The following is a 22,392-nucleotide window of genomic DNA, read 5'->3' as shown; positions in this document are numbered from 1 at the left end:
CAACTTTCGTGAACTGTTCCTACTGTAACAGGAGGGCCGTGTACTTTCAGAGACATTCAGGGAAACACCTGTGCAGAAAGCACTTTGTTGAGAATTTTCTGAAACGTGTAAAGAGAAGCATCAGGAAGTACCGAATGATTGAGAGAAACGAGATAATTGCGATTGCACTGAGCGGTGGAAAGGATAGCGTGGTGCTGTCCCACGTTATAAAAACACTATACGGAGGGAGAAGAGACATTGAGCTGCATGCAATAACGGTTGATGAGGGTATTGAGGACTACCGCCCCCCCACGGTTGAGATCTCGGAGAGGCTCTGCAGGGAGCTTGACATGGAACATCATGTCGTGTCGTTCAGGGATGAGGTTGGACTTGAGCTGGATGAAATAGTCAAAAGAGGTGGTAGAAACGCATGCTCATACTGTGGGGTTTTCAGGAAGTACCTTCTGAACAAAAAAGCCAGGGAAATTGGAGCCACAAAACTTGCCACAGGTCACAATCTCGACGATGAAACCCAGACCATCCTGCTCAACTTTCTGCAGTCAGACATCGAGAGAATGGCAAGACTTGTCCCCTCAAGAGTGCAGAAGGGACTGGTGATGAGAATAAAGCCCCTGCGAGAGATTTACGAGCAGGAAATTGTGGTTTACGCTCTGCTGCACAACCTTCCAGTTTCGCTCGAAGAGTGTCCGTACAGCAGAGAGCCTGTCAGGGCTGTCGTAAGGGATTTCCTGTACGAATTTGAAAACAGGTATCCTGGCAGGAAGTTCTCTGTTATGAGGAGCTTTGAAACCCTCCTTCCCTGTCTGTGGGAGATGTATCCGCAGATTGATCTGAACAACTGCGAGCTTTGCGGTGAACCAACCCCAAAAAAAATATGTCAGGCATGCGAGCTGAAGAGGGAGCTTGGATTAATTTGAGTCCTTCGAGCCATAATGCCTGAAGGGCAGAACCCCTATGATTCCGGATACAAATGCTCCGAAAAGTGCCATCATGAAGTAGTAAAGAGCGTTCTCCCTCAGATGGGCATAAGCCTCCGTTGACGAGATTATGTAGACCGAACCTCCCCAGAAAATCAGACCGGCCGAAAACAGGAGAAACATCATGGATATGTATCTTCTCATGGGTTTCTTCTCAATGAATGCATCGAAAATCCTTCCGACGATTATGCTCACACCTCCTGCAATCGTCCACCAGAGGCTGCCGTATATAAACGTGGTTATGAGGTACACTGCTCCTGCTGCAACAGGGCTGTTCAGAAGTTTCCAGACGCTGTTGAGTCCCTGAATAATTCCAACGATGACGAGTATGAGCGAGACTATGTATATGATAAATGAGAACCTCCCCTCGAGCAGAGAGTTCTTTATTGTTGAGAAGTAGTCTTCTATTGCGTAATCCATACCGTACGCCTTCAGCAGCAGGTATGACCCTATGAAGAACACGATCGTCCCGTATCCAATATCCCTCAATCCGAGAAGGGAGAATATCGAAAATATCAGCAGTATTATGCCGAGCGGTGACAGCGTGGCTTTTGCGATTTTTGGGTCCTCAAACATTTTTTTGATCAGGTAATATGTGCTTTCGAGACTCTTGCTCTGCTTGACGACGATTCTGTTCACGGCATCAACCCTGAATCTTGAAGATATTATTGGAATTACAAATTCATCCTCACTGCCATCAGTTACGAGGATGACGTTTGTGGCGTTGAACTTCTTTTTGAGGTAATCCACCTGCTCCGCTATTCTTGAATCGGAAATAACGCCCACATTCTCGTCTCCTGATATGATCGCTATCTCAACGTCCTCGCCCTCTGTTTTCATCCTGTCGTAGATCTTTATTGCTCCAAATATCGTGTTCAGGTCACTGTCTTCCGGGTCAGTAATCCCGAGCTGGATTGCTGCATCGATGCTTGCCTTTCTTCCGACTATGGGCGTTTTGAACTCTGTTTTCCTTCCGATGTCATCGTCCCTGTCGATAACTATAATCAATTTCATTGTTCTATTCCGAATTTATTTCCATAAGTTTAAAACAATTTTTGTGTCCCGATGTGAAATTAAGTAAAATTTATAATAATCATGCCAGACTGGGGTCTGGATGAGGGAAGTTTCCGTAATGTGCAGGGGTGGACAGGGTGGCATAACCTTCGCAAGAATACTTGCGAGGGCGGGACTTTACGAGGGATACTACACCCAGGCAATGCCCCAGTTCGGTGCTGAGAGAAGAGGAGCGAAGGTTATGGCGCATCTGCGTGTGTCAGAAACACCCATACGGAAAAGATCAAGGATAACCCAGCCAGATATACTCGTGGTTTTTGACGACAGACTGGACTTTGAAGCGAATGTCTCGGAGCTTGTTGTCGTGAACACAGATGAAGAACTCGATGATCCCGGGATGATTGCCATAAACGCAAGCTCCATAGCCCTGAATTTTGGTCTGGTTGTGGCGGGATGGCCCGTCGTCAATTCGGCGATGAGCGGTGCTGTGGGAAAAATTCTGGGGTTCAGCTTTGAAAGCATTTCTAAGGGAATTGAAGAGGAGATTGCATCCAAGGTTGACAAAAATATAAAGGCTGCGGAGATGGCTTACGGGATGATAAAATGAATGTCGATTATTTTACTGCAAGACCTTCAAAAGGGAGTGCCGGGAAAACCGGAGAATGGAGAACGTTCAGACCTGAAATCATTCATGAGCGATGCGTTCTCTGTATGAGCTGCGTGGAATACTGTCCCGAAGATGTGGTTCATGCAGTTGACGGGAGAATTGAGATTGATTATGAATTCTGCAAGGGATGTGGCGTATGTCAGAGGGTGTGCGTAACCGGAGCAGTGGAGATGGTAAGGGAAGGCTGAAACTGCTTACCGGAAACTATGCAGTTGCGGAGGCTGTAAGGATAGCAAAGCCGGAAATCATAGCAGCGTATCCCATAACGCCCCAGACTCCAATAGTGGAAAAGCTTGCCGAGATGATCAGCGAAGGGGTGATTGATGCGGAGATGATTAATGTTGAATCGGAGCATTCTGCAATGGCTGTGGTCTTTGGAGCTGTAGCCGGAGGTTCAAGAGCCTTCACCGCAACATCAAGTCACGGGCTTGCCTACATGTACGAGATGTGCTGGTGGGTTGCAGGCTCAAGACTGCCTCTTGTTATGGCGGTCGCCACGAGGTCCATTGGGGCACCCTGGAACATCCACGCTGACCACTCCGATATAATGCTTCTCAGGGATGCCGGATGGATAATCTCAATGGCTGAAAACGCACAGGAGGCACACGATCTGGCTCTTCAGGGTTTTGTTATCAGCGAAGAGGTGAACATTCCCTTTGCGGTGGGGTATGATGCCTTTCAGATAAGTCACACTTCAGAACCGGTTTTTGTCAGAGAAGATTACGAAATTCCTGAAAGAAAGCAGGCTTATCGCATTACGCCCGGTAATGCTGTTGGTCTCAATCCCGTGACAACATGGACGAGACATCATGCGAGGAAGGAATTGATGGAAGATCTCGAAAAATCTGTCAGAATAATCGAAAAAGTTGGCCGGGAGTTTCCCGAGGAGTATAGAGTCATTGAGGAATACAGGACAGACAACTCCGATTACGTTGTCGTTTTGACGGGTGCGTTTGCGGGAGATGCAAAGGATGCAATAGACAGTCTGAGAAAAGAGGGTGTGAAAATAGGTCTGGTCAAGCTCAGATACATAAGACCGTTTCCGTATGAGGCAATCAGGCGTCTGGACGGGGATGTGCTGGTTGTCGACAGAGCGACATCAGGAAACAGGGGAATTCTCGGCATTGAAATTTCGAGTGTCAGAGACGTTAGGGCCAACCTGATAGCAGGTCTTGGCGGGATTGAGGTAACTTCTGAAGATTTTGAAAGACTTTTCAGGGATTTCGCCGATGGTAAGATGGACGGGGTGGTGTGGTTTCCATGATACTTCCGGGTAATGCGAGCTGTCAGGGCTGTCCAATATCCATAGCGTTTAAGGCACTTGATGAAATCGACAATCCAGTACTCGTCATTCCGGCAGGTTGCTCAACGGTTATTGCAGGCATGCATCCTGTGCACTCCCTGAAATGTCCGGTGGTGCATGTTCCTTTTGCCTCAACAACGGCTGTTGCTGCAGGTCTTCGGGAGTCCTACAGAAAGCAGGGTGTGGATGCCACCGTTGTAGCGTGGATGGGTGATGGTGCGGCAGATATTGGTTTCTCCACTTTGAGTGCATCAGCCTCCAGGAATGATGACCTTCTCGTTATTGTTGTGGACAATGAGGCATACATGAACACAGGAACACAGTCGAGTCTTGCCACACCCTACGGTGCAGTCACAACCACCACACCTGCGGGCAAGAAAACGTCCGGCAGAGACCTTGGTCTGATAATGCTTTCCCACAAGGTGAGCTACGTCGCAACTGCGAGTGTGGGTTACATGAAAGACCTCAGAAGGAAATTCAGGAAAGCGGGCAGGATGGAGGGATTCCGGTTTATACATGTTCACGCACCATGCCCTCCCGGCTGGAGATTTGACGCCAGCATGACGGTGGACGTTGCAAGGTTGGCTGTCGAGACACTCGCATGGATTCTGTGGGAGTATGACGGAAGGCTCAGAATATCAGAGCTGAGCAGAAGGGCGGCCATTAACAGAAGAGATCTGAAGGAGTATTTTGGAATTCAGGGGAGATTCAAAGCCTTTGATGACGACAACCTTAAGAGAATTGCACTGGAGATTGAAGAGAAATACAGGATTCTCGAACACCTGGAAAGTGAGCATCAATAAAAAGATTTAATAGCCTTTCATTTTTAGTTTCTACTGAATGTTTGGCTGGGGAGAGATGGGGCTCGTGATAATCCTCGCACTGCTTCTGCTGGGCCCCGACAACATGGTCGATGCGGCAAGGAAAATGGGCAGGCTCTATGCAGAATACAAAAAAGCCCGCAGAAGGCTCGAACTCGAAATACTTTACGGGTTCAGCCCCCCGGATGAATCAATTCTTCAGAAGGTGAATGAGGTCAGGGAAAAGTCCATAACCGAGTCTGTCAGGAAAAATATTGTTGAATTCGAGCAACCTAAAGGTATAAATAATCGTGATTCGAGTAGTTCTGAAAGTGAGGTGAAACAATGATTGGTGGAGTCGGACCCAATGAACTGTTGCTGATTCTTCTGATTGCTGTGCTGCTGTTCGGGGCAAATAAGCTCCCTGAGCTGGCGAGAAGCATAGGTAAAGCCTCAGGCGAGTTCAAGAAGGCTCAGAGAGAGGCAGAGCTTGAACTTGTCGAGTTTGAAAGAAACCTCAGGGAAGGGAAATACGAAAACAAAGATAAGGAGAAAAGAGAAAAGCTTGAGGAAATGGCAAGGGCACTGAAAATCGATCCCGAAGGTAAAAGCGATGAAGAACTCCTCGAGGAGATAAGAAAGGCGATTCCAAAAGAGAAAGCTGAGCCTTAACCTTTTCTGGTTTTTATGAAAATTTTTGGCTGATGGTCACCAGCTTTCGTGTTCTCTCACAAGGTCACACGCACCCACTCCATTCAGATTTTACCTGTGGGAGGGGATGGTCGGGCTGGAGAGGTGAGCATAATAAATTAATACCCCCACCGACCCATTTTCTTCATGGAGAACATTCTGAAAAAGATTACGGATTACAAGTGGGAACTGCCAAAATCATACAAAACTGGCATGAGGGTGCCGGCTTATTTCTACATCAACAGAAAGCTCATGGAAATGCTTGAAAGAGACGCGATGGTTCAGGCGGCCAATGTTGCAACAATGCCCGGAATACAGGTTGCATCCTTGGTCATGCCTGATGTTCATGTGGGGTATGGTTTTCCGATCGGTGGTGTTGCGGCGTTTGATGCTGAAGACGGTGTTGTAAGCCCCGGTGGAGTGGGTTTCGACATAAACTGCGGTGTCAGGCTTTTAACAACCAGTCTTAAGGTTGATGAGGTTAAACCTAAAATAAAGACCCTTGTTGACGAACTCTTCGTTGCCGTCCCCTCAGGAGTTGGAAGTGAGGGAAGGCTGAGGGTCACCGACAGAGAGCTTGATGAGATATTTGTTGACGGAGTTAAATGGGCAATAGAGAACGGGTACGGGAGAAAGGAGGACGCTGACAGGTGTGAGGAGAATGGAGCACTTGATGGAGCCAAGCCCGAGGTTGTGAGCAAAAGGGCGAGAAACAGGGGGAGAGGACAGCTCGGCACACTTGGCAGTGGAAATCACTTCCTCGAAATCCAGTATGTGGACAAGATATATGACCATGAAACTGCTAAAGCATTTGGACTGGAGGAAGGGATGGTCACCGTGATGATCCACACCGGCAGCAGAGGTCTCGGACACCAGGTGTGTACAGATTTCCTGACCGTGCTTGACAGGGCCGTTAAGAAATACCGGATAAAACTGCCGGACAGGCAGCTCGCCTGTGCGCCAATAAACAGCAGAGAGGGAGAGGATTACTTTGGCGGTATGGCTTCTTCGGCCAACTTCGCCTGGACAAACAGGCAGATCATAACTCACTGGGTTAGGGAAACATTTCAGAAGGTATTTGGCATGAGTGAGGAAGACCTCGGAATGGACCTTGTTTACGATGTTGCCCACAACATCGCCAAGTTTGAAACCCATGTGGTTGAGGGGGAGAAATTCAGGGTTGTCGTACACAGGAAAGGCGCCACCAGAGCATTCGGGCCGGGCAGTAAGGAAGTCCCGGCAATATACAGAGACGTCGGTCAGCCCGTGATAATCCCCGGAAGCATGGGAACTCCGAGCTATGTTCTTGTAGGGACGGAAAAGGCCATGGAGGAGACTTTCGGCTCGACCTGTCACGGCAGTGGCAGAGTTATGAGCAGAGCGGCAGCAAAGAGAAAACTGAGAGGCGACAGAATAAGGGCAGACCTCATGAGGGAAGGAATTTATGTCAGGGCAACCCACGGAGCATTGCTTGCTGAAGAGGCGCCTCAGGCATACAAGAGCAGCGACGATGTTGTGAATGTCGTTGATCGGGCAGGCATCTCGAAAATAGTAGCAAGACTGAGACCATTGGGAGTTGCAAAGGGATGATAAGGGAAATCAGCATTTCAGGAGGCATTAGAGCCTCGGATCTGATCAGACAGATGAAGGACACAGCGTACAACGCCAGAAGGCTGGGTGAGGCAGCAGAAATCTACAGAGAGATGATCGAAAGCAACAGCTTCATTTTTTTCACTCTTGCGGGAGCGATGATTCCCGCAGGCATGAGGGGGATAATTCGAGGGATCCTCGAAAACGATTTTGCAAACGTCCTTGTAACCACCGGTGCCAACGTTACCCATGAAATAGCCGAAGCTCTCGGTTTCAGGCATGAAAGAGGGAGTGACGAGGTTGACGATGTTGAGCTGAGCAGGGAGAACATAAACAGAATTTATGATGTCTTCATATCGAATGAAGCATTCGAAGGCGTCGAAGAATTTATCTCGCAGATACTGTCCGGGATGGAGGGGAGATACACAAGCTATGAGCTTTTATGGGAGATCGGAAGCCACCTCCCGAAGGATTCGTTTTTGAGAGTGGCTTACGAGAAAAAAATTCCCGTGTTCGCCCCAACACTCCATGATTCGATTCTCGGTCTGCACATCTACATCTATGGCAGAAAGCTGGTGTACGATCCAATCAAAGACGTTGAGAAAATGGTTGATCTCTGTTTTCAGCATGAGAGATACGGAGTGGTCATCGTTGGAGGGGGCGTGCCCAAGAACTTCACACTCCAGGCAATGCTGCTTGCACACGGCTACGATTATGCTGTCCAGATCACCACGGATTCGCCCCAGTGGGGCGGGCTTAGCGGGGCCACACTTGATGAGGCGAAGAGCTGGTGCAAGCTGAAGGAAAATGCAAAATCTGTAACAGCATACGTGGATGCAACAATAGCTCTGCCGTTGATTTATGCCTACCTTGCTGATGAGCTTGGGGATAAATCCTGAGAAAAGTTATATAAAATCCAAGTACGAGGGAAGGTTAGATGATTGAAAGCTGGGAGGAATACAGAGTAATAAATGACGCGCTGAACAGGTTGGTAAACAATCTCGAAACCCTGCCCAAGGTAAAAAGAGCCATAGAGCATCTTATCAGAGCAGGAGGCAAAAGGACGAGGCCTCTTGTGGTTTTGCTCAGTGCAAAGCTTGCAGGGGGAAAGTATGAGGATGTCATTGACATGGCAATGGCTGTTGAACTGATCCACACCGCAAGTCTTGCCCATGATGACATCATAGATAGGGGCGTGGTAAGGAGAAACGTTGAAACTCTGAATGTTAAGTACGATCCATCCCTGGCAATGCTTGTTGGAGACTGGCTCATTTCAAAATCTGTTGAGCTTACATCACGGTACGGTCATGAAATTGTCAGGAATTTCGCAAGAACCGGTATGGTGATGAGCGAGGGAGAGATTCTCGACGTTTACAGCCTCACTGATGATTTCAGCAGAGATGATTATTTCAGGTGTATTGAGTCAAAAACTGCATCTCTTTTCGCTTTTTCAGCAAGAAATGCATATAAATTCGTTTCAGGCGATTCTGAAGGGGCTGATAGGCTATTTCAGTATGGGCTGAATCTTGGAATTGCCTATCAGCTTGTTGATGACCTGCTCGAATTTCTGGAAATATTTGAGGAGAAGAAGAGTGAGTTTGAATCCATGACACTTCCGGTTATACTTGAGGCGAGGGTTGGCTTCAGAAATGCAGTGGACGAGGTGCTGGAACTGATCCGGAAATTCACCGGGATGAGCAAGGACGCACTCAAAACCTTCCCGAGCTGTGATGCGAAGGAAAAGCTCCTTCAGCTTGTCGATTACATGACTGTCAACATGATAAGAAACTATGTTACAAAAAACAGAGAAATAATCTCACTTCTTGAGGCGCACAATATCTGAGGAGTTTCTGAAAACTCCTTCAGCATCTTCTATTCCCGCACCTCTGAGAATCTTCACCGCCTGCTCTCCTGTTATGAAATCGAACGGGGAGTGGGAATCGGTGTTCAGTACGAGTTTGACCCCGTACATCTGCGCCATTTTTGCCACATGACCATTTGTGAGGCTGTGTCCTCTCCTCGAAGTAATCTCAAAATAAATTCCGTTGTCCGAGGCAATCTCGCATGTTCTCTCATCTACCAGCCCTGGATGGGCAAGAATATCGATTTCCTCATTAACTGCACTGAGATTTGTGCCTTCCTTTACCGGTTCTGCAATCGTTTCACCATGCACAATGACGATCTCCGCACCAAGCTTGCGGGCCATTCTGGCCGCCCTGCCAATGAGTCTGGGCGGGATGTGTGTCAGCTCAACTCCGGGAATCATCGTGATCTCATAATCCTCCATAAAATCCCTAAGCTTCAGAAGTGAAGATAGGACATGATCCATGTTCGAGAAATCAACATGGTCGGTGATTGCAAAAGCCTCGTAATTCATTGCTGAAAGCCTTCTGGATATTTCCGAAGGTATCAGCTCACCATCGCTGAAGGTTGAATGGATATGAAGGTCAATCATACACAAGGGTTAAATAATGTCGGGATAATAATTTTTCCGTGGCAGGAATAAGAAGGCTTGTCCTGGATGTTTTAAAACCCCATGAACCCAGCAATCTGCTCCTTGCAAAGATACTCAGTGAGCTTGAGTTCGTTGACGGAGTCAACCTCAGCCTCTATGAGATAGACCAGAATACAGAGAACGTCAAGATCACAATAGTGGGCGATGACATGGATTTTGATGAAATTAAGAAAACGATTGAGAGTCTCGGGGGTGTGATTCACAGCGTTGATGAGGTTGTAGCGGGTAAAAGAATTGTGGAAACAGTGCTCACCGAACAGGACAGGTAATCGGGCAGATAAAACCAATAAGTTTTTATTGGGGTTTAAATTCTTTTTAAATCGATGGATTTGAACGTTTGCATAGTTGGTGCTGCAGGTGATGGTGTTAAAGAAGCAGGAGAGCTTGCGGCAGAGCTCTTCGCCCATTTTGGTTACAGCGTTTTTGTGTATCAGGAATACCAGTCCATAATTCGGGGTGGGCATAACGCCAGCATTGTGAGGATGTCGGACAGAGAGATAAACTCCCACAGAAAATACTTTGATCTGATGATCTGCCTCGAAGATTATGCGTATGAACTGTACAGGCCCTATCTCAGGGGAGACCTGATCTACGATACCAAGTTCAAATGCGGGGGCATTGGCATTCCCATGACCGAAATCATCAAAGAAGAACAGGAGCCCAATATTTTCAGGAATGCGGCATCGCTCGGTGCCCTCGCAGCATACCTCGACATCGAATTCGATATTCTGGAGAGAATATTCTCAGACAGGTTTGGAGCAAGGGCCAAGGACGACATCACCATAGCAAAGGCTGCGTATGAGTATTACAGAAGCAGATATGACCCAAAAATGAGGCTCGAAAAAATAGGCAGGAGAAAGAAGCTCGTGTCCGGTGCTGTGGCAATAGCAGAGGGGTTGATTTCTGCAGGTTTGACCCATTTCTATGCCTACCCGATGACACCGGCATCTCCAATTTTGCACTATCTCATAAAAAAGAGGGAAATCGTGGCGTATCAGCCTGAAAGCGAGATTGCTGCGGTGGGTATGGCGATAGGAAGTGCTTATGCTGGAAAAAGAAGTGCAACCGGAACGAGTGGTGGGGGTTTTGCACTCATGGCCGAGTCAATAAGCCTCGCCGGGATGGCAGAGATTCCACTGCTTGTGATCGAGGCACAGAGAACCTCTCCATCCACCGGCATGGCGACATATCACGGTCAGGAAGACCTTTATTTTGCGATGCACCCGGCACACGGAGAGTTTCCGATGGCTGTGGCATGTCCCTACAGTGTGGAGGAGGCTTTTTACCTGTCTGCAGAGCTTATGAACATTGCATGGAAGTACCAGATTCCGGCCATTCTGCTCACCGATAAAAACCTTGTTGAGAGCTACAAAACTGCTGAAATCGAGAGGACCAATCTGATCGAAGAGATTGAAATTGTGAAGAGCAGTGAAGGCGAATACATGCGGTATGAAGTAACCGAAAGCGGTATCTCGAAATACGCAGTACCGCCTGCCATTGTGAAGGCAAACTCCAACGAACACGACGAGTTTGGTATTACCACCGACGATGCGTCGGTTAGAACGCAGATGCATGAGAAAAGAATGCTAAAAGAAAACCTTCTCAGGGAAGACATACGTGACAGGGCCTGGAAGTTCTTTTTAAAGGGTAAAGACACGATTGTAACATGGGGATCTACATTTGGTCCAGTTTACGAGGTTGCTGAGGAACTGGGGTACAGAGTGGCGGTACCGAGATACCTCAGACCGTTCATTAAACCCGGTCTTGCTCACGCTGTCGTGGTGGAACAGAACTACACAGGACAGCTTGCGAAACTTCTTGAGATGCACGGTGTTGAGGTTAAAAGGGTGAACAAGTGGGATGGGAGGCCGTTCACACCCGATGAACTCAGGGAACTTCTGGGGTGATGGGTATGAAGAGCAAGATAGAATGGTGCCCGGGATGCGGCAATTTTGGAATCCTCAAGGCTTTCAGAAGGGTTATTGAAAGGCTTGAGAGTGAGGGTGTAAAAAGGGGCAGGATTGTCTCTGTTGCCGGGATAGGCTGTCATGGCAGAATGCCGGATTATCTCGATATACCCACATTTCACACAATTCACGGAAGAGTGCTACCGCTTATGACTGGCATAAAGCTTGCGAATCCTGAACTCCTGGTTTCCGGATTTTCCGGAGACGGTGATGCCCTGAACGAGGGGATGGAGCATTTCATACATGCTGCCAAAAGGAACACCGATGTTGCTCTGTTCCTCCACAACAATCAGGTTTTCGGACTGACAACGGGTCAGTTCACAGCGACAACGCCCAGAGGGAAGAAAACGAGAACAACTCCAGCCGGAAATCCAGAATGGCCAATAAACCCGGCACTTATAGCCCTTGTGTCGGGAGCAACCTTCATTGCCAGGGGGTTTGCCGGAAATGTCAGCCAGCTATCGGATCTGATGTATGATGCGATAAAACACAGGGGATTCGCTTTTGTTGAGATTCTCCAGCCTTGCATCACGTTCAACAACACCTGGGATTACTACAGAGAAAACGTTTACGTCGCTGAACCGGCAGAAAGTTTTGATGAGGCATTAAAACTGGTCAGTGATGGGGTGGCAACCGGATTGCTGTTCAGGACAGAAAAACAGACGTTTGAGGAGACCCTCCTCAACTCACTGAGAGTTCCCAAAAAAAGTTGTGAAAGAGATATGAGATCACGGGAATTTCATTCAGACCCCTGAGGTCGTGTAAGCTTTAGCCGATTCTTTCTTTCCACCGAGCATGGTGGAAACTGCCTTTATTATTCCACCCACTGACACAACAACGAGTATTCCTGCAGAAATTAAGCCTCCAGCGAACAGAACATACACAAACAACTCTCCTGACATATTCATCCCCTCTTGTACAGTATACAATTTGTCATTATTAGTATATATAATTTTTGATGAAATTATAATAGATACCGGAAAATAAATATTGAAGAGAATGCAATTTTTGACATGTATTTTACAAAATGTACTTAACGGCTGCAGGGTGGCGGGGCAGTAGAAAAAGATTATATTTCAGTGGGGAGTCTTTAAAGAAAAGAAAAAAGATAAGAAGGTGCATTAAACATGAGGTTCTTCGCAATAGGATTTGGTCAGGCCGGTGGAAAAATACTTGATCTGTTCATGGAAAACGAGAAGCTCAGGGGTACGAACACACTTAAAGCTCTTGCAGTAAATACTGCACGAACAGACCTGATGGGGTTGAAGCACATTCCCCCGAAAAACAGAATTCTTATCGGACAGACGACCGTAAAGGGTCACGGTGTCGGGACAGACAACAAACTCGGTGCAAAAGTGGCTCAGGAGGAAATTGAGACCATTCTCAATGCGATTGATGAGATGGGGACGCATGAAGTTGACGCTTTCCTCATCATAGCCGGACTTGGTGGCGGAACTGGCAGTGGTGGCAGCCCGGTTCTCGCCAAATATCTGTCCGAAATGTATTCCGAGCCAGTATACTGTGTTGGCGTGCTTCCTGCGCCTGAGGAAGGAAAGCTTTACTCACTCAACGCTGCAAGGAGCATGATCACCCTTCTGAAATATGTTGATAACCTGATTCTTGTTGATAATGGTGCCTGGAAGTTTGAGGGTCTGAGTCTCAAGGAAAGCTACGCAAAGATAAATGAAGAAATCGTCAGAAGGCTTGCCATTCTTGCCAGGGCAGGAGAGCCTGTGGAGGAAAATCTCGTTGGTGAAATGGTTGTCGACAGCTCCGAGGTTATCAACACACTCAGGGGTGGAGGAATATCCTCGATAGGCTATGCAACACTGCCAGTGCAGGAGAAGAAAAAAACAGGATTATTCGGACTTTTCAAGAAGAAGGAGACAGAACTGGTTACGGCCGAAGAGGACAAATCGACAAAAATCGCCACGCTTGTCAGAAAGGCTGCCCTTGGAAGATTGACAATACCGTGCAACATCTCGAGCGCAGAAAGGGCATTGGTGCTTGTGGCCGGTCCGCCAGAGTACCTGGACAGAAAGGGACTTGAGAAGGCCAAACTCTGGCTTGAAGAACAGATTGCCGGAGTGGAGGTCAGAGCGGGTGATTACCCGACGAGGAGGACGAAGCATGTTGCCGCACTGGTGGTTCTTGCAAACGTAACCGAAATACCGAGAGTCAAACAGCTCCAGAAACTTGCAGCAGAGGCCAGGGAAGAGGTTGAGGAGGCAGAAAAGGTAAGAATAGAAAAGACAATTTCTCTGTTCGATGAAGAAGACCTTGAGCCACTATTTTAGTTCCATTATCTTTTTTACGGCATGGGGCAGTTTTTCAATAACGTCGAGGGCCGTGAAATTGTAGCCCTTTTCCTCAAAGCACAGATCACCGGCATAGCCTGCAATAAAAGCTGAGGCACATGCAGCGGTGAAGGCATCGTCGTTTACCGCAAAAAGCGCTCCGGCAATCCCTGCAAGCACATCGCCTGTACCTCCCACAGTCATACCGGCATTTCCGGTATCGTTGTATTTTATTCTCTCTCCGTCAGATATTATGTCCCTCTTACCCTTGAGGATTATGCATGTGCCACTTTTTTCTGCAGCTCCTATGACGTTAATCTCGCTGGCCTCCTTCCCGAACACCCTTCTGAACTCTCCAGCATGGGGCGTCAGAATCGCACTGCAGTTAATGCTGGACGTCAGCCCTCCGGCGTCAATCACCATTTTTTCAACCCTCTTTGATATCTCCTCTGCAACATCTCCTTTATCGACCGTCCCCATGCCGAAAACAACAACATCATGCTTTTCAGCCAGCCTGAGAATCTCCGAAACGTTTTCTGCAGTCAGTTCATCTCCGGGAATTGACTTCACGATAAGCTCCGGAGAGAATGAGCCAGCCAGAGGATATATGCTTTCAGGAACGGCGAGTGTTACGATGTCTGCCCCGGCCTTCAGGGCTGCAAGGGCAGAGAGAACCGGAGCACCTATGTACGGGGAACCGCCGACAACGAGAACTCTGCCGTGCATGCCCTTGTGAGCATCCTCAAATCGCCTGTAAGCCAGTTTGAAATCTCCAGGGCCCGAAAGCTTCTCAAAAAGTTCTGGAATTCCAATGTCTTTAACCACGATCTCTCCCGCAAGTTCACCCGCCCTGAAAAGCCCGGGTTTGGCTCTGTGGAATGTTACGGTGAGGTCTGCCCTAACTGCCGTCTCGTATTCTCCGGTATCTGCATCAAGTCCGCTTGGAACATCCACAGAAACTTTGAATCCATCAGATTCGTTTATTCTCTCAATAATCGTCCTGTATGGCTCTCTCAGCTTACCCCTGATACCTGTTCCAAGGAGGGCGTCTACGATTATGTCACCACCCCCGAACTCATAGCTACCCCACCTGTGAACGGGCAGGCCCGCCTTTTCGAGAATGGACAGATTTCTTCTGGCAAGTTCGCTTTTCACCTCTCCTGCCAGAACGATTTCAACGTCAAATCCTTTAAGAAACCTTGCAGCGACAAAAGCATCTCCTCCGTTGTTTCCCGTCCCGGCAAAAATAACGACCCTGCCCTGATCGAATCTGCTGAGGATTTCCTCGGCAACACCTTTTCCCGCATTTTCCATCAGCTGAAGTCTCGAAAGCCCGAAAAATTCACAGTTTAAGTCAAGAGCGTTCATGTGTCTGGAATCGATTGTTTCATGCATGTTCTTTATAGAAATTGGGTGAATTTATCAGTTGCGATGCTCAAAAAACTAAAAACCTGTGCTGAATGATTTGAACATGGGTGGTACTCTGGAATGGTATTTTTACATCCTCACAATTCTGGCGGGAATCCTGTCTGGGTTCATAAACACACTTGCAGGTAGCGGTTCGCTCATAACTCTTCCACTGCTGATTTTCTTAGGACTTCCCGCAAATGTTGCCAATGGAACAAACAGGGTTGCAATACTTCTCCAGAGCCTTGTCGGTATGAGGGGTTTTCAATCCCACGGTTTTCTTGACCCAAAGTCCTCTGTTCGCTTCGCAGTTCCTGCCATGGTTGGGGCAGTTCTCGGAGCTCAGATTGCAGTGGATCTAAACGAAGAGCTGATGAGGAGAGTGATTGGGGCAATAATGGTTCTGATGCTTGTCATAATGCTCCTGAACCCCAAGAGATGGGTCGAGGGTGGAAAAAAGAGACACAGAGTTGCATTTCTCGAACCGGTGGTGTATTTCCTGACCGGTGTTTACGGGGGTTTTATTCAGGCGGGAGTCGGGATATTCCTCATATCCTCACTTGTTCTCATTTCCGGTATGGACATTCTCAGGGCAAATGCCATCAAGGTTTTTGTAACTCTGCTCCTCACATTGCCCGCTCTTGCAGTCTTCATGCTTAATGGTCAGGTGGTGTGGACGGTAGGAGCAATTCTCGCACTGGGGAGCATGTTGGGGGCGTATCTCGGGGTGAAATTTGCTTCAAAAAAGGGTGCTGCCGTATGGGTCCACAGACTCCTCGTTGCAATTGTGCTGGTTTCGTCCATGAAGCTCCTGGGAGTTTTTAGCGTTATTCTCGTGTGGGTGAATTCCATTTTTTAAATTTCAGGAACAATCTATACACTTTCTGTTACTCAATTGTATAGCATGGCAATTCAGTTAGTTGTTTAACTCAATCGAAACGTTTAAATATCGAACCGATATAGTACAAAACATGGTAGAGTTTGGTGAAAATAAGAACAAAATTGGAATTGCAAAGGGAACCGATTTTGAGGAGTTCGTTGAGAGGGAATTCATGGGAGAGTGCATGGAGGTTGGACTTTATCTCGCCATGGCCAGACAGGCCGAGAGAGAGGGATATCCTGAAATCGCAGCCATACTCCAGAGAATAGCAATGGATGAGGCTTATCACGCAAGCAGATTTGCTGAACTCAATGGAAAAATAAAGGAAACTCTGAAGGAGAGTCTGGAGTACATGCTGAATGGAGAGATGAAGGCGAACGTTCACAAGAGAAAGGTCGCTCTTGAGGCCAAGGAAAATGGGCTTGACGAGGTGCACGACATCTGGGATGAAGCGTCAAGAGACGAACACAGGCACGCAATGGCTCTGAAGGGCATACTTGAAAGGTATTTCAATGAATAACTTTTTTATCTCTTTTTTTAAAACATAATTCGTGAACAGCATATATCTTCCACTTCACTACGGGAAGGCCCCGTACTGGCTGCTGAACAGAATGAAAAAGCTTGCAAGGCCAATTTTAACGTTAATAATTCAGGAATATGGTGAAAAGGAGGTCATCAACAGGCTTTCCGATCCAATATTCTTCCAGAGTTTTTCAAACGTGCTTGGCTTTGACTGGAATTCCTCCGGTTCAACCACTGTCCTGACCGGTGTTCTGAAGAGCGTTCTCAACACAGATGAATTCGATTTGAGGATCGCAGGTGGAAAGGGTGGCAATGCCCTGAAAACCGTCGAAGAGATAGAAAAGTTCGCCAGCGAGCTTGGAATTGGTGAGAGAAAAAGGGTCGAGCTTATAAGGGCAAGCAGGCTTTCAGCAAAGCTTGACAGTGCCGCTCTTCAGGATGGCTACGACCTGTACCACCATACCATTGTCTTCACCAGAAAGCATTTCGTTGTCATCCAGCAGGGAATGAACGAGAGCCTGAGAATGGCGCGGAGATACCACCTTAAAGATATCAGCATTGTTGAACCGCATTCCGGAATAATTACCCAGAGGTTCGAAAACAGCGTGATGGATCTGACCGCCGAAAATAGTGGGGAAGCGAGAAAAACAATCCTTGACATCGTCAATGACGGAACATACCGGTTTGATTTTTCGAAGGTGCTCTCAATGGTCAAATACCGGGAATCGCTTGTCCCAAAGAGAGTGGACTGGAAGGCTCTCGAAAAGGCATACAGCCTCCAGCCCGACAGGTTTGAGGACCTGTTGCTGGTAAGGGGCGTTGGAAAGGGTGCGATCAGGGCACTTGCACTCATAGCTGAGCTTGTTTACGACGCAGAATACAGCAAAAAAGACCCGGCAAAGTTCAGCTTCGCCCTCGGTGGTAAGGATGGAGTGCCATTTCCGGTTAACAGAAGAGATTATGACGACGTTATTGAGTTCATGGAGGAGGCAGTAAGACAGGCGGAACTCTCTGACTTTGAAAAAAGGTCGTTGCTTGAAAGACTGGCTAAACTATCACTCTCCCGAAGTAAAACCCGTTGATTGTGAAAGCCTCAAATTCTCTCACGTAACCAAAAATAAAACCGGCGGGTTTCTCAACATTCACTGCAGTCGAGCTGCACAGTTCATTGAAGGCCGGCATTACAATAATCCTCCTGCCCCCTAATTCACCGAAGAGCCAGGCTCTTTCCTTGTGTCCGGAGATGTAGTCCTTGATGAGCACAGCAGGGTGTGAATGTGCGAGAATTAATATTCCTGCATCCCGCATCTCTTCAAACTCCTTGTGTCCATGTGCGATTGTGGCGTTCCCAACCTCCACAAAATCGTGGACCTCGTGAATCTCATGAAGCAGGCCATCGTGGTTTCCTCTGAGAAGCAATAATTCCGAAACGTGTTCTTCGATTTCGCCTATTATTTTTTCCACGTGTTTGAGCTCGTATTTCCCGAGACTGTGCTTGAAATCGCCGTTTATCACAAGTCTCTCGGCTTTGCTGGAGTGAACAACTTCAAGTATTCTGTCCCTGATGCTGTAGTCAGGAAAACCAAGAATTCCCAGATGTATGTCCGCAATGACAAGCGTTTTCCCCAGTTTTATCGCTCCGCTTTCAGAGATTTTCATTTCTTGAATATCTCTTCCTCCACTTCACCTATATAGTTTCTCACATCAATTCCATTTTCCAGAGCGTAGAGTATTGCAACGACTTCACCGTCGAGAATATTTCCAAGCTCCATCTGCCTCGTGTTTATTTCCCTGATCACATCAGCCCGTTCCTTGCCGAGCTTGAGTGATATCTCGTCCAGCAGCCTCTCAAACACATCCTCACTCCTGAAGATTCTGTTCACATCTGGTTTGAACCCCGGAGGTACGTCGATGTCCTCGAAGCTGAAAGATGGTGTCAGCAGACCGTCCTCTTCACTGAGCAATCCCTTTTTCTCTGCAAGATCAACGACCTTTTTGCTTGTTTCATGCGAGAAATACTTGAGATCAAATGAGAGCGTGTATGTCAGTTCCTTCCTGTCCATTTTTTTCTTGCCCTTTGATCTGAACGCAGATGCAATCGTTGGTTTGAGCATTGAATCACATTTCAGGTTGCTGGAAGATAATACTTACGATGCCTTTATAAATTTGAAACATAACCTCTGGCTATGTTCACGCTCAGAATCCGAAAGGTTGTTCATCACTCCGACAGGGTGGCAACGCTTTACTTCTCTTCACCGCTAAACTCGTATCCGGGGCAGTTCATAATGCTGAACGTTTTTGATATGGAGGAGATACCCCTTAGCCTTTCCTCCAGCAGCAGTGTTACTGTCAAGGCCGTCGGTGAGACGACACGGAAACTTGTGAAGTTCAGCGGTGGTGAGCTTGTGGGTGTAAGGGGTCCGTTTGGCAGACCGTTTACGCCCTCGAAGAGGGCCCTGATCGTAGCCGGAGGGATAGGGATTGCCCCGATGCTGTACCTGTATGATTATCTCAGAACATGCGATGCAAAAATCAGAGTGATATACGGTGGAAAAACCGCTGAAGACATGATATTCCCGGACAGGTTCGATGATTCCGTTATCCTCACTGAGGACGGGTCTCTCGGAGAAAAGGGCACTGTAACCGACGCACTGGCAGGGGAGGATTTTGAAAGGTATGAGAGAATTTACGTGTGTGGCCCGGAGGGGATGATTGACGCCGTGGTTAAAATTCTGGATGATGGTGATAGTCTTCACAAAGCCGAAATCTCCCTTGAGAGATACATGAAATGCGGAATTGGTGTATGCGGTTCGTGTGTCATCGAAAACGGATTGAGGGTCTGTGCAGATGGCCCGGTATTCAGCGGCAGGGATCTGAAATAAAGGTTAAAAGAGGATATCGAGGGGTGGTTTTTTCAGAATCCCTCTCTCTTCAGCCATGTCGAAAAGGGTCTCAATGGCCCTGACAACGCTTTCTGGCATCTTGTATGTGTACTCGTTCACATACATCATCGCAAACTTCTTTGTGGTCTCGAAGTCCATCCCCCTTGAGTACTTCATGGCGTAGTCCGTGGCCTCGTCAGGATTTTTGAGGGCATACTCTATGCTCTCCTGCATCGCCCTGAGGAATTTTTTCTGCAGCCCTTCAGGAACCCTCCTCGAGATGACGTTTACGCCAAGTGGCATTGGAAGAGACGTCTTCTCCTTCCACCACTCCCACAGGTCAAGCACCTTCTCGAGGCCATGTCTCTCATAGGTGATCTGTCCCTCGTGTATCAGCAGGCCTGCATCAACCTCCCCGGACTTTACAGCATCGATTATCCTGTCGAATCTCATTTCGACCGGCTCGTAATCGCTTACAGCCAGCTTCAGATAAAGGCTCGCCGAGGTGTATTTGCCCGGAATTGCTATCCTTCTCCCTTCAAGCTCAATGCTGTCCCTTGCAACTACAATCGGACCATACCCATCTCCAACACTCGCACCGGCTGATAGAATTCTGTATCTGTCGCTCAGGTATGCGTAAGCGTGGACAGAAAGAGCAGTAACCTCTATGTTCTCCTGAAACGCCCGTCTGTTCAGACTCTCTATGTCCTCGATAATGTGTTCGACCTCGAAATCGAGTGGAATCTTACCCTCCATCATCGCATAGAACATGAACGCATCATCTGCATCTGGCGTATGGGCAACTCTGAGTTTCATGAACGTGGGATGAATACAGGATATATTACTTTATCTCATGATGATTCGGCTCCGTGCAGAACATATCATGACTAAAACTTATAAATACTGTCTGTCAGGCGTCCAGGATTTCCGCAAACCCACCATCTTTCGAAAAATCACCAAAAAGTTTATCTATTACTCCCGACCATAAATTTAAATTGGGGGTGCCGGAATAGTCGTTTTATCAACGATGCCGCCGCCACCGATAAGTTTTATTGGCACCCCCTAAAGTGTTTATATATACAGTTGCTTTAACCAAACTGTTTTTTGTTGGCTATATTTTAGTCTTTAATTATTTTATATCTACTATGAGATAATTAATCTGGTGCTTTGAATCTTGTTTTCGTATCTTTCTGTTCAAGTAATCTACATTTGAGCATATATTATCTCTCGATTTGTTTTGTAGTTTCCTAAAATCATTTCCCACCATCAAACCACCTCCACGAATAACTCAATATTCTCTCAGGAGTCAACTTTCTCAAAAATGCTTTATAGGGAGTCTCCAGTTCATCTAAGTTGAGACTCATGTGGGGTCTTTTGTGATTGTACCACTCCATGAATTCATCTACTGTATCGAAATACTTGATTTTAGCTTCCAGCGTTCCATAGAACCTCTCTATCTTTCCATTCGTTTGTGGGTGATTCACCCTACCCACAATATGCTTAATTTCATTCTCTGCAAGGAATTTCTCAAATTTAGATACTCCTTTAGCCTTCTTCTCCCCTGCAGATGCGTAGAACTGAGTACCTCTATCCGTCAGGATTGATTCCGGCCTGCCATAATCATCCATGGCTTCTTTTAGCACTTTTATGGCATTCTCAGATGTTGCTTTATCAAATACTCCGTAACCAGTAATCAGACGGGAAGCATCGTCCAGATAAGCAATTATCCACTTCCCGTTATAGAAAAACCAGTCTGCATGCCATAATTCCATAGAGTGCTTTCTCTCATACCTTATCCACTTTTTACGCTTTTTCTTGTTCTTCTCCTCCTTAGCATAGCCGTTCATTCTCAACACTTCGTGTATTTTGTTCTTGCTTATTCTGTAACCTCTTTCCTTTAAGATTGTTTGGAGAACTACTGCATTACACCTGTACTCTTCATAGGCTTCTTTTATGGCTTCTATTTCTTCTTCTGATAGTTCTTTTTTAGGTCTACCTGGTTTCTTTGGCTTTGGTATTTCTCCAGTATCTTTGTATTGCTTGTAGATCTGATTTACTCTTCTTGGTGTTATGTTTTCGATCTCTGCTATCTCCTTTGTCGGTGTACCCTTCCCTTTCTCTCTGATAATCCATTTTATCGCTTTCTCGTCAAGTTTCACATGGGGGTTTGTTGAAGTGGGAAATAATTTCGGGAAAAGACATCTCTCGATTTGTTTCGAAAAGTAAATATACCAGGATTTCCTATGCTATATCAAGCTAACAATAATGATGAGGATGTGGGGTGTCGGTGCGATGATCTCGCCTCAGGAACTGATGGTGATAAGCCAGTTTGAGAGTAAAGAACTTGAAATTTTCAAAGGAATTCTGAAAACGATTTCAAAAAGAGGGGTTCCAGAAATACTATTCTGTCTAAAACGGGGGGAGAAGAAATTCTCACAAATAATGTTCGAAACACGTTTGAATCCTGGTGTTCTTGGTAGGCATCTGAAAGAATTGAAATCTCTGAACATGGTCGATAAGGAAGGCGATTATTATTTCCTTACCGATGTAGGAATTGGTGCTATTGAAATCTTGGAGGACTTAAAGAGGTTAGCAGCTTTAATTGAAAATTGAACCGATCTTTTTAACAAATTTTGGTAGGCTGCCTAACCGCAACATCGCAAATTCGTTTGGTAATGATTTTTTGTATATTGTATCTGCCTTCATTCACGAGCAAAGTTTAAGTATGGTGTTGTGATTAATTCTGATAGAATATGAAAAGTATGGCTACATTGGGCATTATCTCCCTCATTGTAATCGGTATTGTTTTTATTATGTATCATCAGATTCTTTCAGAAGAGGATGCCAATATGCCTGCATCTTTAAAAGAAACGAACCATAT

Annotated in this window: 27 protein-coding genes; 19 read left to right on the top strand and 8 right to left on the bottom strand. The window is 46.8% G+C overall.

The genetic code is table 11. The annotated features are described in order from the left end of the window. The first annotated feature begins 8 nt into the window (after nucleotides 1–8). Nucleotides 9–917 carry a TIGR00269 family protein gene (locus GACE_RS03460; RefSeq protein WP_048091203.1) on the top strand — a complete coding sequence of 303 codons (909 nt, stop codon included), beginning with the start codon at nucleotides 9–11 and terminating at the stop codon, nucleotides 915–917. Here the strand turns inward: GACE_RS03460 and GACE_RS03455 are convergent. Next, nucleotides 909–1,991 carry a DUF373 family protein gene (locus GACE_RS03455; RefSeq protein WP_048091201.1) on the bottom strand — a complete coding sequence of 361 codons (1,083 nt, stop codon included), beginning with the start codon at nucleotides 1,989–1,991 and terminating at the stop codon, nucleotides 909–911. The genes GACE_RS03460 and GACE_RS03455 overlap by 9 nt on opposite strands. A 100-nt stretch (nucleotides 1,992–2,091) precedes the next feature. Between GACE_RS03455 and GACE_RS03450 the strand changes: the two genes are divergently transcribed. The 9 genes from GACE_RS03450 to GACE_RS03410 all read left to right on the top strand — a co-directional run bounded on the left by GACE_RS03450 (nucleotide 2,092) and on the right by GACE_RS03410 (nucleotide 8,884). Next, nucleotides 2,092–2,598, top strand: coding sequence for a 2-oxoacid:acceptor oxidoreductase family protein (locus GACE_RS03450; protein WP_048091199.1), 507 nt, complete (start codon nucleotides 2,092–2,094; stop codon nucleotides 2,596–2,598). Further along, complete coding sequence (locus GACE_RS03445) at nucleotides 2,595–2,846, top strand: 4Fe-4S binding protein (protein WP_048091197.1); 252 nt, start codon at nucleotides 2,595–2,597, stop codon at nucleotides 2,844–2,846. Before GACE_RS03450 ends, GACE_RS03445 begins: the two co-directional genes overlap by 4 nt. Next, nucleotides 2,795–3,922, top strand: coding sequence for a pyruvate ferredoxin oxidoreductase (locus GACE_RS03440; protein WP_048091195.1), 1,128 nt, complete (start codon nucleotides 2,795–2,797; stop codon nucleotides 3,920–3,922). Before GACE_RS03445 ends, GACE_RS03440 begins: the two co-directional genes overlap by 52 nt. After that, the gene (locus GACE_RS03435; RefSeq protein WP_048093600.1) at nucleotides 3,919–4,764 is read left to right on the top strand and encodes a thiamine pyrophosphate-dependent enzyme; all 846 of its coding nucleotides are present in this window, start codon (nucleotides 3,919–3,921) and stop codon (nucleotides 4,762–4,764) included. Before GACE_RS03440 ends, GACE_RS03435 begins: the two co-directional genes overlap by 4 nt. Before the next feature lie 37 nt (nucleotides 4,765–4,801). After that, the gene (locus GACE_RS03430; RefSeq protein WP_052400202.1) at nucleotides 4,802–5,110 is read left to right on the top strand and encodes a twin-arginine translocase TatA/TatE family subunit; all 309 of its coding nucleotides are present in this window, start codon (nucleotides 4,802–4,804) and stop codon (nucleotides 5,108–5,110) included. Further along, on the top strand, nucleotides 5,107–5,433 hold the full coding sequence (tatA, locus tag GACE_RS03425) for a twin-arginine translocase TatA/TatE family subunit (RefSeq protein WP_048091193.1): 327 nt from the start codon (nucleotides 5,107–5,109) through the stop codon (nucleotides 5,431–5,433). The genes GACE_RS03430 and tatA overlap by 4 nt, the downstream gene beginning before the upstream one ends. Nucleotides 5,434–5,598: 165 nt before the next feature. After that, entirely contained in the window at nucleotides 5,599–7,041 is a 1,443-nt protein-coding gene (locus GACE_RS03420; protein WP_048091191.1) for an RtcB family protein, read from the top strand. Continuing rightward, a complete protein-coding gene (locus GACE_RS03415) occupies nucleotides 7,038–7,940 on the top strand; it encodes a deoxyhypusine synthase (RefSeq protein WP_048091189.1) in 903 nt (300 codons plus the stop codon). The genes GACE_RS03420 and GACE_RS03415 overlap by 4 nt, the downstream gene beginning before the upstream one ends. Before the next feature lie 38 nt (nucleotides 7,941–7,978). After that, nucleotides 7,979–8,884, top strand: coding sequence for a polyprenyl synthetase family protein (locus tag GACE_RS03410; RefSeq protein ID WP_048091187.1), 906 nt, complete (start codon nucleotides 7,979–7,981; stop codon nucleotides 8,882–8,884). On the opposite strand, the gene GACE_RS03405 is transcribed toward GACE_RS03410, so the two are convergent. Next, complete coding sequence (locus GACE_RS03405) at nucleotides 8,858–9,496, bottom strand: histidinol phosphate phosphatase domain-containing protein (RefSeq protein WP_048091185.1); 639 nt, start codon at nucleotides 9,494–9,496, stop codon at nucleotides 8,858–8,860. The two genes, GACE_RS03410 and GACE_RS03405, sit on opposite strands and share 27 nt — an antisense overlap. Nucleotides 9,497–9,534: 38 nt before the next feature. Between GACE_RS03405 and GACE_RS03400 the strand changes: the two genes are divergently transcribed. From GACE_RS03400 to GACE_RS03390, 3 genes are read left to right on the top strand one after another with little or no spacing between them, the layout of a single operon-like run. After that, on the top strand, nucleotides 9,535–9,825 hold the full coding sequence (locus GACE_RS03400; RefSeq protein WP_048091183.1) for a DUF211 domain-containing protein: 291 nt from the start codon (nucleotides 9,535–9,537) through the stop codon (nucleotides 9,823–9,825). A 54-nt stretch (nucleotides 9,826–9,879) separates the two neighbouring features. Beyond that, complete coding sequence (locus GACE_RS03395) at nucleotides 9,880–11,463, top strand: 2-oxoacid:acceptor oxidoreductase subunit alpha (protein ID WP_048091181.1); 1,584 nt, start codon at nucleotides 9,880–9,882, stop codon at nucleotides 11,461–11,463. A gap of 5 nt (nucleotides 11,464–11,468) precedes the next feature. Beyond that, nucleotides 11,469–12,278 (top strand): thiamine pyrophosphate-dependent enzyme, encoded by an 810-nt coding sequence (locus GACE_RS03390; RefSeq protein ID WP_084063751.1) that lies wholly within the window; start codon nucleotides 11,469–11,471, stop codon nucleotides 12,276–12,278. On the opposite strand, the gene GACE_RS11615 is transcribed toward GACE_RS03390, so the two are convergent. Then, nucleotides 12,267–12,425, bottom strand: coding sequence for a hypothetical protein (locus GACE_RS11615; RefSeq protein ID WP_158413793.1), 159 nt, complete (start codon nucleotides 12,423–12,425; stop codon nucleotides 12,267–12,269). The two genes, GACE_RS03390 and GACE_RS11615, sit on opposite strands and share 12 nt — an antisense overlap. A gap of 225 nt (nucleotides 12,426–12,650) precedes the next feature. Here GACE_RS11615 and GACE_RS03385 point away from each other — a divergent pair, with 225 nt between their 5' ends. Beyond that, nucleotides 12,651–13,820 carry a tubulin/FtsZ family protein gene (locus GACE_RS03385; protein ID WP_048091179.1) on the top strand — a complete coding sequence of 390 codons (1,170 nt, stop codon included), beginning with the start codon at nucleotides 12,651–12,653 and terminating at the stop codon, nucleotides 13,818–13,820. On the opposite strand, the gene GACE_RS03380 is transcribed toward GACE_RS03385, so the two are convergent. After that, entirely contained in the window at nucleotides 13,812–15,215 is a 1,404-nt protein-coding gene (locus tag GACE_RS03380; RefSeq protein ID WP_048091178.1) for a bifunctional ADP-dependent NAD(P)H-hydrate dehydratase/NAD(P)H-hydrate epimerase, read from the bottom strand. The genes GACE_RS03385 and GACE_RS03380 overlap by 9 nt on opposite strands. A gap of 76 nt (nucleotides 15,216–15,291) precedes the next feature. On the opposite strand from GACE_RS03380, the gene GACE_RS03375 reads away from it, so the two are divergent. The 3 genes from GACE_RS03375 to GACE_RS03365 all read left to right on the top strand — a co-directional run bounded on the left by GACE_RS03375 (nucleotide 15,292) and on the right by GACE_RS03365 (nucleotide 17,711). Beyond that, a complete protein-coding gene (locus GACE_RS03375; protein WP_048093596.1) occupies nucleotides 15,292–16,086 on the top strand; it encodes a sulfite exporter TauE/SafE family protein in 795 nt (264 codons plus the stop codon). Between the two features lie 112 nt (nucleotides 16,087–16,198). Then, nucleotides 16,199–16,627: a ferritin-like domain-containing protein gene (locus tag GACE_RS03370; RefSeq protein WP_048091177.1), complete on the top strand. Its 429-nt coding sequence runs from the start codon at nucleotides 16,199–16,201 to the stop codon at nucleotides 16,625–16,627. Nucleotides 16,628–16,658: 31 nt separating this feature from the next. After that, nucleotides 16,659–17,711: a DUF763 domain-containing protein gene (locus GACE_RS03365; RefSeq protein WP_048091175.1), complete on the top strand. Its 1,053-nt coding sequence runs from the start codon at nucleotides 16,659–16,661 to the stop codon at nucleotides 17,709–17,711. On the opposite strand, the gene GACE_RS03360 is transcribed toward GACE_RS03365, so the two are convergent. Together GACE_RS03360 and GACE_RS03355 are read right to left on the bottom strand one after the other, a co-directional pair. Further along, a complete protein-coding gene (locus tag GACE_RS03360; RefSeq protein WP_048091173.1) occupies nucleotides 17,677–18,288 on the bottom strand; it encodes a metallophosphoesterase family protein in 612 nt (203 codons plus the stop codon). The two genes, GACE_RS03365 and GACE_RS03360, sit on opposite strands and share 35 nt — an antisense overlap. Beyond that, nucleotides 18,285–18,743, bottom strand: a complete 459-nt coding sequence (locus tag GACE_RS03355) for a DUF2240 family protein (RefSeq protein WP_048091171.1) — start codon at nucleotides 18,741–18,743, stop codon at nucleotides 18,285–18,287. Before GACE_RS03355 ends, GACE_RS03360 begins: the two co-directional genes overlap by 4 nt. A gap of 72 nt (nucleotides 18,744–18,815) precedes the next feature. Here GACE_RS03355 and GACE_RS03350 point away from each other — a divergent pair, with 72 nt between their 5' ends. Beyond that, the gene (locus tag GACE_RS03350; protein WP_052400200.1) at nucleotides 18,816–19,511 is read left to right on the top strand and encodes a dihydroorotate dehydrogenase electron transfer subunit; all 696 of its coding nucleotides are present in this window, start codon (nucleotides 18,816–18,818) and stop codon (nucleotides 19,509–19,511) included. Nucleotides 19,512–19,514: 3 nt separating this feature from the next. Here the strand turns inward: GACE_RS03350 and GACE_RS03345 are convergent, their stop codons facing one another. Continuing rightward, complete coding sequence (locus GACE_RS03345; RefSeq protein ID WP_048091170.1) at nucleotides 19,515–20,327, bottom strand: menaquinone biosynthesis family protein; 813 nt, start codon at nucleotides 20,325–20,327, stop codon at nucleotides 19,515–19,517. Nucleotides 20,328–20,764: 437 nt separating this feature from the next. Next, a complete protein-coding gene (locus GACE_RS03340; protein ID WP_048090325.1) occupies nucleotides 20,765–21,670 on the bottom strand; it encodes an IS481 family transposase in 906 nt (301 codons plus the stop codon). A gap of 133 nt (nucleotides 21,671–21,803) precedes the next feature. Here GACE_RS03340 and GACE_RS03335 point away from each other — a divergent pair, with 133 nt between their 5' ends. Continuing rightward, complete coding sequence (locus tag GACE_RS03335) at nucleotides 21,804–22,124, top strand: ArsR family transcriptional regulator (RefSeq protein ID WP_318249281.1); 321 nt, start codon at nucleotides 21,804–21,806, stop codon at nucleotides 22,122–22,124. Nucleotides 22,125–22,392 lie beyond the last annotated feature (268 nt).

The sequence above is a fragment of the Geoglobus acetivorans genome, from assembly GCF_000789255.1.
Classification (GTDB): domain Archaea; phylum Halobacteriota; class Archaeoglobi; order Archaeoglobales; family Archaeoglobaceae; genus Geoglobus; species Geoglobus acetivorans_B.
The sequence above is the reverse complement of the archived record's forward strand: the minus strand, read 5'-3'. Positions and strand labels throughout refer to the sequence as shown.